This is a genomic window from Bacillus cereus group sp. N31 (assembly GCF_016483245.1).
GTDB lineage: Bacteria > Bacillota > Bacilli > Bacillales > Bacillaceae_G > Bacillus_A > Bacillus_A toyonensis.
Genome location: NZ_JAEHCH010000057.1, coordinates 1 through 8,488, shown reverse-complemented (window position 1 = coordinate 8,488; position 8,488 = coordinate 1). Strand labels below are relative to the sequence as shown.

Here is an 8,488-nt window from a genome sequence, read left to right as displayed (position 1 = left end):
GTTGGGACCTTGTCCCTGTGAGAGTAGGACGTCGCCAAGCAAGCTTAAGACGAGTCAGAATGACTCGTCTTTTTTGTATGCTTTCATACCTCTATCGATTGCCTTTTTAACCGCTTCTAAATAGGAAAATCCATATTTTTGATCTGGTTCTAAGTAGGTTCCTTCTGCCCATTCGTTCCACGCATTGATAAATAAAAACTCACTGTTATAAAGAGAGTAAGTACGATGAATTTGCTTACTTAAATAGATTGCGAACTTTTCAGGAGTAGAACCTATAAAAATACTGCTATTTGAATTTTTGCGTCGTGCAGTGTTATCCCAATCAACGAAAGCTCCAGGGAATGTTTTTTTCTTTGGAGGAGATCGTTTTAATATATACATCCATACTTTATCGTAGTCCCAAGCATTTAATTGCATACCAGACTCATATATTGTTTTATTTATGTCTGAAGAGCTATCATGGGCAATTGTATAAAATGGTTCAAACTGAATGCTAGCATCGAACCCATTTATATCAGGTAGTGGAAAACTGTTTAATGTTTCTGTAAAGTATATACCTTTTAAACCGTTTTCTCGTGCTAATGCATTCCAATAATTAAGCATTTTTTCACAATCAGGAATATGTCCCGGGCGATAAATAATGAATAGAGGTTTATCATCTATACGAATATATCTTTTATCTTGGAACGCTTGTAATAAATATTCAAAGTGCTCTTTCCAATCTGATACATCTCCATAATCTTGAGGCATTAATATATGTTTATCAAGACCATCCCAAGATTTTGTCCATGGCTCATTTGCCCAAGAAAGGCAAAATGGAAAATCTGGTTCCCCTATCTTAAGTACCTCATTAAAAGGTGTTTCTAATAGCCTCTTACCTTTAAACCAGTAGTGATAATAACAAAAACCATATATACCGTATGCTTTCGCGATTTCTGCTTGCCATTTTCTTACTGATGGGGTAGTTAAGTCATAATAAAAATCTTGATAAGGTTCCCTAGGTTGATAATGTCCTGAAAATAAAGGTTGTGCATTTTTAGTATTCGTCCATTCAGTAAAACCTGTACCCCACCAGCGATCATTTTCTTTTATTTGATGAAATTGTGGTAAGTAAAAAGCGATTATTTTCAAGTTATATCCCCCTTATGTTCTTCGAAGTTCAAGTGGTGGGAAGTTACTTTTGATTTTGTGGAGCAAGTTTAAAACGAGAGATTTTATATTCTCTTACTGTTTTTGTATGCTACGTATTGGATTTAGTTTTATAGTTTGCTTAATACGAGAGTCTTGGGTGCTCTCATATATATGTCTGAAATAAAAAGTATCATTCATCATGAAATTAAGCGGATTACTATGAACGAAAGAAGTTAATCTTTCTGGAGAACAAATAGGGCCTGTGGTAACCGGTTTACATCATCAAAAAAATCCCGCAGTTTTAGATACTTCTCATAATGCTTTTTAATATAGGTCATAGGTATAACAGTTTCTCCATAAAAGCTGCTATCTCTAACATCTCCTGCACCAGTAGGACTGTGTACAAAATTCCCATGTTCATAATCCGAGATAGCGCGATGTATATCTGGAAAAGCCTGAGATAAAGTTTTATGCCATCCTGTTTGAATTAATTCAGGGTGTTCCTTGAATTGTTGACAAAAATCGAGAAAATATCGTGCCTGTGTTGTTGCGATGAAGATTCCACCTGGACGCAGAATTCTTGAAAATTCTTTTATCCAATTTTCTGCAGTTTCTTCGGATAAATGTGAGAATACAGAATAAGCGAATATGATGTCTAATGTATTGTCACGAATAAATTCTACAGGAGGTTGTGGGCTTGCGGTTTTATATATCCCTCTTCCTAATGTTTCATTGCAAAGAGTAATCATGAAGGGGTCTACATCAATCCCAAGCAGATTTTCATCCCGAACATCTTTGAACAAGAAGCGTATAATTCGTCCCCAACCGCAACCAAAGTCTAAAACTTTACTTTCTTTATTCAAGGGAACCCCTAAATTTTGAGCGTATGTTTTTATATGACTATAAAACAAATATGCTTCATATAGGGCGTGTTCATAGGAAGCACCTACAAATTGTTTTTGGATTTCTTCAGGGGGGAACATAGGTACGGGCACACCGTTTATTGTTGTTTCTGAGCAACTTTGTATAAATAGATTTAGAAGTTCAACGTCAGATAATGGACTAACAAGGTTATCAAAATCACTTCCTAACTTAAAATTATTCATTTGTTAAACCTCCAAATTACATAATGATAAAATTTATTTACGATTTTTTTGTACTAATAAAAACATGCAAAAATTCAGCATCTAACCCTAATGATCTATCCTTTTGTAAATAAACAGTAGTATACATATTTGCCTGTGTGTAAATATATTCAATCATATCTAGCCCCCAATCAAATGTTACTAAAGACCCATTCTCATCGATAGGGTTTCCATGATAAATGGGTTCTTCAATATGCTCAATTACTTCTTTATTCATTCTTGCTCTTTGCACAGTCTTTGTGAGTGTATGATACCAAGGGACAGTAAATACATGAGCACCACCAGGTTTTAATACTCGTTCTATTTCTTTAAATGCCTTGTTTGGCGTCATGACATGTTCAAAAACATCTTGAGTAATGAATAAATCAAAAGATTCACTGGGGAAGGTCATGTCTTCTAAATTTTCACATCTAATTCCTTGAAAGTATTGGCCGAGAGTATAGTTTTTAAAGTATTGAGAATATGTATAGTTTTTACAGTTTTTTATTAGTAGCTGAGTTGTAATTCCTCCAGGAGAGGATTCGTGGATATTATAGGAATTCCATTTTGGAAAAAATGTATTTAAAACATGGATTAAAGCTCGCTGCCTTGGTATAGATTGGCATGTAGAACATAAGTAATGATCTCTAAGCCAATCATTATGTTCTATAAATGTAGTTTCCTTCTCGCAAATAACGCAGTACCCAGTATTGTGTTTCAAATTGTCTTCCACATGACATCACTCCTGTTTTAAATGCAATGTATTGATGGATAGTATGACACACTTCAACAATCAAAGGAATCAAAGAGAGTGGCTGAAAATTAGGAAACTCATACAAGTACGATTGATAGAAGGGGATAAACAGCTGAGGGATAATCTCGCGCGAATTACAGTGTCAATTTATGCTATGCGAGACATTCGCTTTTATTCATTGAAGAATGTATAGACTTAAAATATCCCTTTCTTGTATGGATACATTTCAAAGTCCTGTGCATATATTTCTGTAACTAAATCCATAGTTTCTTTATCGTAAAAGCTTTTATATGTTGGAAATCGGGGGAAGGCTTCATCTGTAATGCTAAGTTCTGCATAGCTGCCTTCATACATCATCTTATGAGTGCGATGATGATCTGAATTCGTAAGTATGGCTAGGTCGGACTTAATTAAACCGTATTCGTCTTCTATTTTGGGAATTTGCTTATTAAAATCTTCTAAAGGTATGTAGCGTTGGATGAAGGCTTCTTCCCCCTGAACATATTGCTGACTAAAATGTATATCCATTACTAGGGAGTTGGGACCAAGTGCTTGAACGTAATATAAAAATTGTTTAAATGATATTCCTTCATTACTATATTTGTCATTATAAAAACATTTTCGGATACTTTTCCATTGTGGGCTAGCATATGGATTGTCAGCAAGTAATAGAAATGAGCTAACGGCCCTTGTATAGGGATTTCGTACGAGTTTACAAACATCTTTTTTCCCTTTTAGAAGAACATTTTGTAACTCAGGTATGTAATTTTCTTTGTTTTTGTATACCCAGAACTCATAGTAATGAATAAAGTCATTGTATTTCTTTGCTTCAGTATATAATCCAATTTGAAAAAAGAACCAATTAGCTAATGCGGTGCATCCGCTTCTATGACTCCAAAATAGTATAAGGGGAAAGTCTTTATGGAAGTGTGGAATTCGATCTTTATGTAGAATTACATGGTTTAAAAGTTTTTGATTTATATTTTTCATGAGTTCTGTACTCCTTTTTCGAGAGTTTTGTGTATGTAGAAGCATCTTTAAATGGAATACACGAGTGGAAATATAGGAAGAGAAGGTTGATTTTTTATTAATAAACTATATTCATGGGGGTGAGTAAATATTATGAGTGTTTTTTCGGACATTTTAGATAAGATAGTGATTCTAAAATGAAAATATAAAATAAAGATAATGAAAATGTATAAGGGGCATACAATTACAAGAGGATGAATAATAACAATGATCGAGTTCATGTATTTGCATTTCTAGGTGTGAAGAGTAAAAAATTTGCTTACTAGAGAGAGGATATTATGAGGAAGAATAATTATTTAATAGTAGGTGGAAATAGTTTCATTGGTATTAACCTCACGTTAGGTTTATTAGAACAGGGACAAAATGTAAAAGTATTTTCCAGGCATATAAATAATTTCCCTCGAAATATTATAAATGAAGTTGAATTTATTAAAGGTGATTTAGAAAATGTTGAAGATATATATAAAGCTTTAGTGAATGTGGATATTATTATTTATTTAGCTGCGACGTCTAATGTAGCAACTTCCATCGAAGATATTTTTGGGGATATTAACAGTAGCCTTTTTTTTCTTAATTTCATGGAAAGTGTTAAAGATTTTCGTATTAAAAAAATTGTATTAGCATCTTCAGGGGGTACAGTTTATGGGGAACCTGAATATTTGCCTATTGATGAGAAGCATCCGTTGAAACCACTTTCTCCATATGGAATCACAAAAGTTTCGCTTGAGAATTATTTGTATTTTTATAAGCGAAACTACGGCATCGACTATGTTGTATGTAGATACTCTAATCCATATGGGAAATATCAAAATCCTTTAAAGAAAGTTGGGGCAATAAATTGTTTTTTGTACCAACATCTTAGTAATGAAAGGATTAATATATACGGGAATCCACAAGAGATTATTAGAGATTATATTTATATCGATGATTTAGTTGAAATTACTATACAACTATCACAATTAAATCGATTGAAATCTTGTGTATATAATATAGGAAGTGGCAAAGGTCTTTCTTTAAAACGAATTATAGTGGAATTGGAGAAAATAACAGAAAGAAAAGTAGACTTTATCTGTTATAAACCAAAACAAGAAAATGTTCAAAAAATCATTTTAAATATAGATAAGGTGAGACAAGAATTTAATTGGGAACCTAAAATAGATTTCAAAAGTGGAATTAGATTAAATAAGTTATGGATTGAAGAGTTTTTATATAGTAAAAAATAATAAACCATGCTCTACTTATATAAGCAGAGCATGGTTTATTATTTTACTTCTTTTTTTATTATCCAAAGATCTTGATGATCCCACCAAAACCCTTCAGTGTATTTTTTAATGATAGGGTTATAGGGTAATAACTTAATTTTGTCACACACGTAAGAGGGGCTAACTATCGTTTGGCCATATTGGTTAACATCTAAATCGAATTGTTCACTAGAAGGAAGGAACCAATAGCCTTGTTCATTTAAATTTGGAAATCCAAAGTATTTTTTACTTTGATACCCATGGGTGGTGAAAATGAATAAACCACCAGGTGAAACAGCACTATACAATGTTTGAAGCCAACGAAACCAAGTTGTATCAGGCATATGAGAAAAAAAGGATAAACAAAAAACAATATCGTACGTAGAAGTTTCCAATTTTAAATGTTCAGGTTCAGGATGAGATAATATAGAAGAATGATTTAATGTGTTTTCAATAAAAGTAATAGCTTCTTCATGTATATCACAAGCAGTTATACTCAAGTTTGTTTGTAGATTTAATAAATGGCGTGTTACGCAGCCATATCCAGATGCAAATTCTAATAATTTAATTGGATTGTCTGCAGGAGGATAAAAGGAAGTAATTAAGTCTAAGAGTATTTGTGCTGATTTTTGTCCATCTTTAAAATAATAATCTATCGCTTCTTTTTTAGAAGGAAAGACTGGATTAGTGACAAGGAACTGAAAAATGTGATCCTCAGGATGGATATTTGCGTTTACATTGTAGTTGTTTGCGATTTGAGAAATTAAGTTTTTATTTTCCTCTATAAATGCTTTCAAAGAGTATTCCCCCTAAATAATAATAGCGTCTTATAAAAAATGCGGATAGTAAATAAAGTTCAAGGCTAAATGTTCAAGTATGTTTTTAGGTATTTTCTATATGTATACATCTTCATTTTAGAAATATCGTCGATAGTAAAGTTCTTTTTAATGAAATTCTGCATTTGTACAACTTCATTATAATGAGAATATGAATCTTCTGTTTTCGTTACACTATTTGTATGTCGTCTATGATAGTTTAGGGACTTTGGATTAAAGTGAATATGTCCCTCTTGCAGGATGGAAACATAGAAAAACCAATCACCAGCAATTTTAAATTTTGCTAGTTGTTTTTCTGTGTTTTTTATATCTATGTTTTTAAACACTACACTTGAGACATTAGGTATAGTGTTTTTAATAAGTAACGTATCTTGTATTTCATCTATGCCTTTTCGAAAATAGGGGGTTTTCCATTTTTCTTTATCGATATCATTTGTGTAATTTAAATAATGATCAGCTATTACATTTCCTTGTTCGTCTATTTGTTTTGATTGTGTGTAGCTTAAGGTAACCTTGTTATTTATATGAAATCCTTGTATCACCTCTTGTAAAAATGTCTTCTCACATAAGTCATCTGATTCTGCGATCCAAATATAATCACCGGTTGCTGCGGAGACTCCTTTTATCCATTGTTTAAATACAGAACCAGAGTTTTTTTCGTTAATAATTCGTTGAACTTTCAGATGAGGCTTATTTTCTTTTGAGAGCAGCTTTTCAAATGTTGATACGCTATTGTCAGTAGAGGCGTCGTCTAGGAAAATTAGTTCGTAAAGGGGGTAGGTTTGGTTTAATATTGATCTGACTCGGTCAGGTAAGTAGTGTTCATAATTATAGTTTGGTACAATTACACTTATTTTTTTGTAATTATGTTCGAGAAGCGCTAATAATTGATAAATGTAATTAAGAAAATTAAAGTTTTTTTCAATGAGCTCTTGGCCAAAGCTCCCCTTTTGTAAGCGTAACTCTTCATCTCCAATAAGTTCATATATTCTTTCGACCATTTTTGGTAAGTTTAAAAAGTCTACTAAGGCACCGGTTTTTTCTGTAACAACATCCTCAAAACCTCCAGCATTTTTAAAACCTATAACAGGAACCTTTGTATCTAATGCTTCTAAAACAACATTTGGAAAAGGGTCTTCCCTTGAGGTTAATAAATATAAATCAGCCCCGGCATTATATAAACCGATATCTGGAGTAGGATCAACTAATGTGAAATGTGCTTTATATCTTGGTGATAGAGTATCCATAAGGTGAACATCTGTTCTCCCTACCCAAATAAAATGAATATTAGTATGAACCTTTCTTACTGAGTAAGCAATAAATGAGAATAAATCTATTCCTTTTCGATAATCGGCGAAACCTACACCTAAAATAATTTTACTATCTAGAGGCAGGTTGAGTTTTTTGCGTAATTCATTTCTAGCCACTGTAATATTATTCTTATAAGGATTGTGGTTAAATAAACCTTGAGGGAGAATATGACATTTTTGATGATCTAATTGCGTGATTGTAAGGAATTTTTCATATACGTATTGTGAAGGGAAGACAATTTTGTAAGCAGATTCAGCAATGTTTCTAGCTTTTCCTTCGGCAGAGTACTGTTGTATTAAATGCGGTAATTCATGTATTAACGAAATAACTTTTATATTGTGCCTAGCTAGTAATGCAACCATATCACCACTTATGACCGTACTGCATATGGCAATGGTATAGTCTTGTGATAATAAAGTCTTTATTAATAATTCGACCGTTTCTTCCGTGGGGTAGTCTTCCTCTAAGCAATAAACAGGACCATATTTTTGAAAATCGGGGATTAAAATGCCTGATCCAATAGAAATAATTACGACGGAGTAATCGAAGTTTTCTTTAAGAGCTTTAATAGTATGTAAAGAAAGCAGCTGTGCTCCGTGGAAATGGGCATCATGGGATACATAAATGATTTTCTTATTAACATGCATTTCATAACGCCTCCTAAGTTTATTAGATTTCTTTACTTTTCTATCGACTTAGTAAAGGAAAAGAAGATAAGGAAGTATTTTATTTATAATCCCCCTAGAGATAAGCGAGAGGGGAAAATGGTAATCTTAGCTCGGGTGCACTACTACCCTTAATATATATTTACTTAGCCTGACATTCATTCTTTAGAAAAGTATTAGTATTAAGCTAAAGGTTATAAATTGCCGATTATTAATTTGACTAAAGGAGTTTTAGAATCTCTAGGGATGGATTAGAAATTAAGAGGTTTATAATTTATAAAATAAAAAACATAAAAGGTATTGACGATTAAGGATTAGAAGTGTAATATAGAACAAGTCGCCGATGCAATAACGCAGAAAACGACAAACGAAATAAAAAACTTAGTTGACATTGAAA

7 protein-coding genes are annotated in these 8,488 nt (G+C 32.6%); 1 reads left to right on the top strand and 6 read right to left on the bottom strand.

The window, feature by feature from the left end:
• Positions 1-54 precede the first annotated feature (54 nt).
• From JDS81_RS29620 to JDS81_RS29605, 4 genes are all read right to left on the bottom strand, one after another.
• Positions 55-1,131, bottom strand: a complete 1,077-nt coding sequence (locus JDS81_RS29620) for a glycosyltransferase WbsX family protein (protein WP_097955247.1) — start codon at positions 1,129-1,131, stop codon at positions 55-57.
• A gap of 233 nt (positions 1,132-1,364) precedes the next feature.
• Complete coding sequence (locus JDS81_RS29615) at positions 1,365-2,237, bottom strand: class I SAM-dependent methyltransferase (RefSeq protein ID WP_097955245.1); 873 nt, start codon at positions 2,235-2,237, stop codon at positions 1,365-1,367.
• A 37-nt stretch (positions 2,238-2,274) separates the two neighbouring features.
• A complete protein-coding gene (locus tag JDS81_RS29610; RefSeq protein WP_097955244.1) occupies positions 2,275-2,988 on the bottom strand; it encodes a class I SAM-dependent methyltransferase in 714 nt (237 codons plus the stop codon).
• Positions 2,989-3,204: 216 nt separating this feature from the next.
• Positions 3,205-3,999, bottom strand: coding sequence for a sulfotransferase family 2 domain-containing protein (locus JDS81_RS29605; RefSeq protein WP_097955242.1), 795 nt, complete (start codon positions 3,997-3,999; stop codon positions 3,205-3,207).
• A gap of 317 nt (positions 4,000-4,316) precedes the next feature.
• Between JDS81_RS29605 and JDS81_RS29600 the strand changes: the two genes are divergently transcribed.
• Positions 4,317-5,261 carry an NAD-dependent epimerase/dehydratase family protein gene (locus JDS81_RS29600; RefSeq protein ID WP_001230836.1) on the top strand — a complete coding sequence of 315 codons (945 nt, stop codon included), beginning with the start codon at positions 4,317-4,319 and terminating at the stop codon, positions 5,259-5,261.
• Between the two features lie 38 nt (positions 5,262-5,299).
• Here JDS81_RS29600 and JDS81_RS29595 read toward each other — a convergent pair whose 3' ends face one another.
• Both JDS81_RS29595 and JDS81_RS29590 read right to left on the bottom strand, forming a co-directional pair.
• On the bottom strand, positions 5,300-6,076 hold the full coding sequence (locus tag JDS81_RS29595) for a class I SAM-dependent methyltransferase (protein WP_097955240.1): 777 nt from the start codon (positions 6,074-6,076) through the stop codon (positions 5,300-5,302).
• Positions 6,077-6,141: 65 nt separating this feature from the next.
• The gene (locus JDS81_RS29590; RefSeq protein WP_097955239.1) at positions 6,142-8,073 is read right to left on the bottom strand and encodes a glycosyltransferase; all 1,932 of its coding nucleotides are present in this window, start codon (positions 8,071-8,073) and stop codon (positions 6,142-6,144) included.
• Positions 8,074-8,488 lie beyond the last annotated feature (415 nt).

Excerpts from the sequence above, each read along its gene's own strand:
- JDS81_RS29590 (WP_097955239.1), bottom strand. The coding sequence starts at position 8,073 with ATGCATGTTAATAAGAAAATCATTTATGTATCCCATGATGCCCATTTC.
- JDS81_RS29605 (WP_097955242.1), bottom strand. The coding sequence starts at position 3,999 with ATGAAAAATATAAATCAAAAACTTTTAAACCATGTAATTCTACATAAA.
- JDS81_RS29600 (WP_001230836.1), top strand. The coding sequence starts at position 4,317 with ATGAGGAAGAATAATTATTTAATAGTAGGTGGAAATAGTTTCATTGGT.
- JDS81_RS29615 (WP_097955245.1), bottom strand. The coding sequence starts at position 2,237 with ATGAATAATTTTAAGTTAGGAAGTGATTTTGATAACCTTGTTAGTCCA.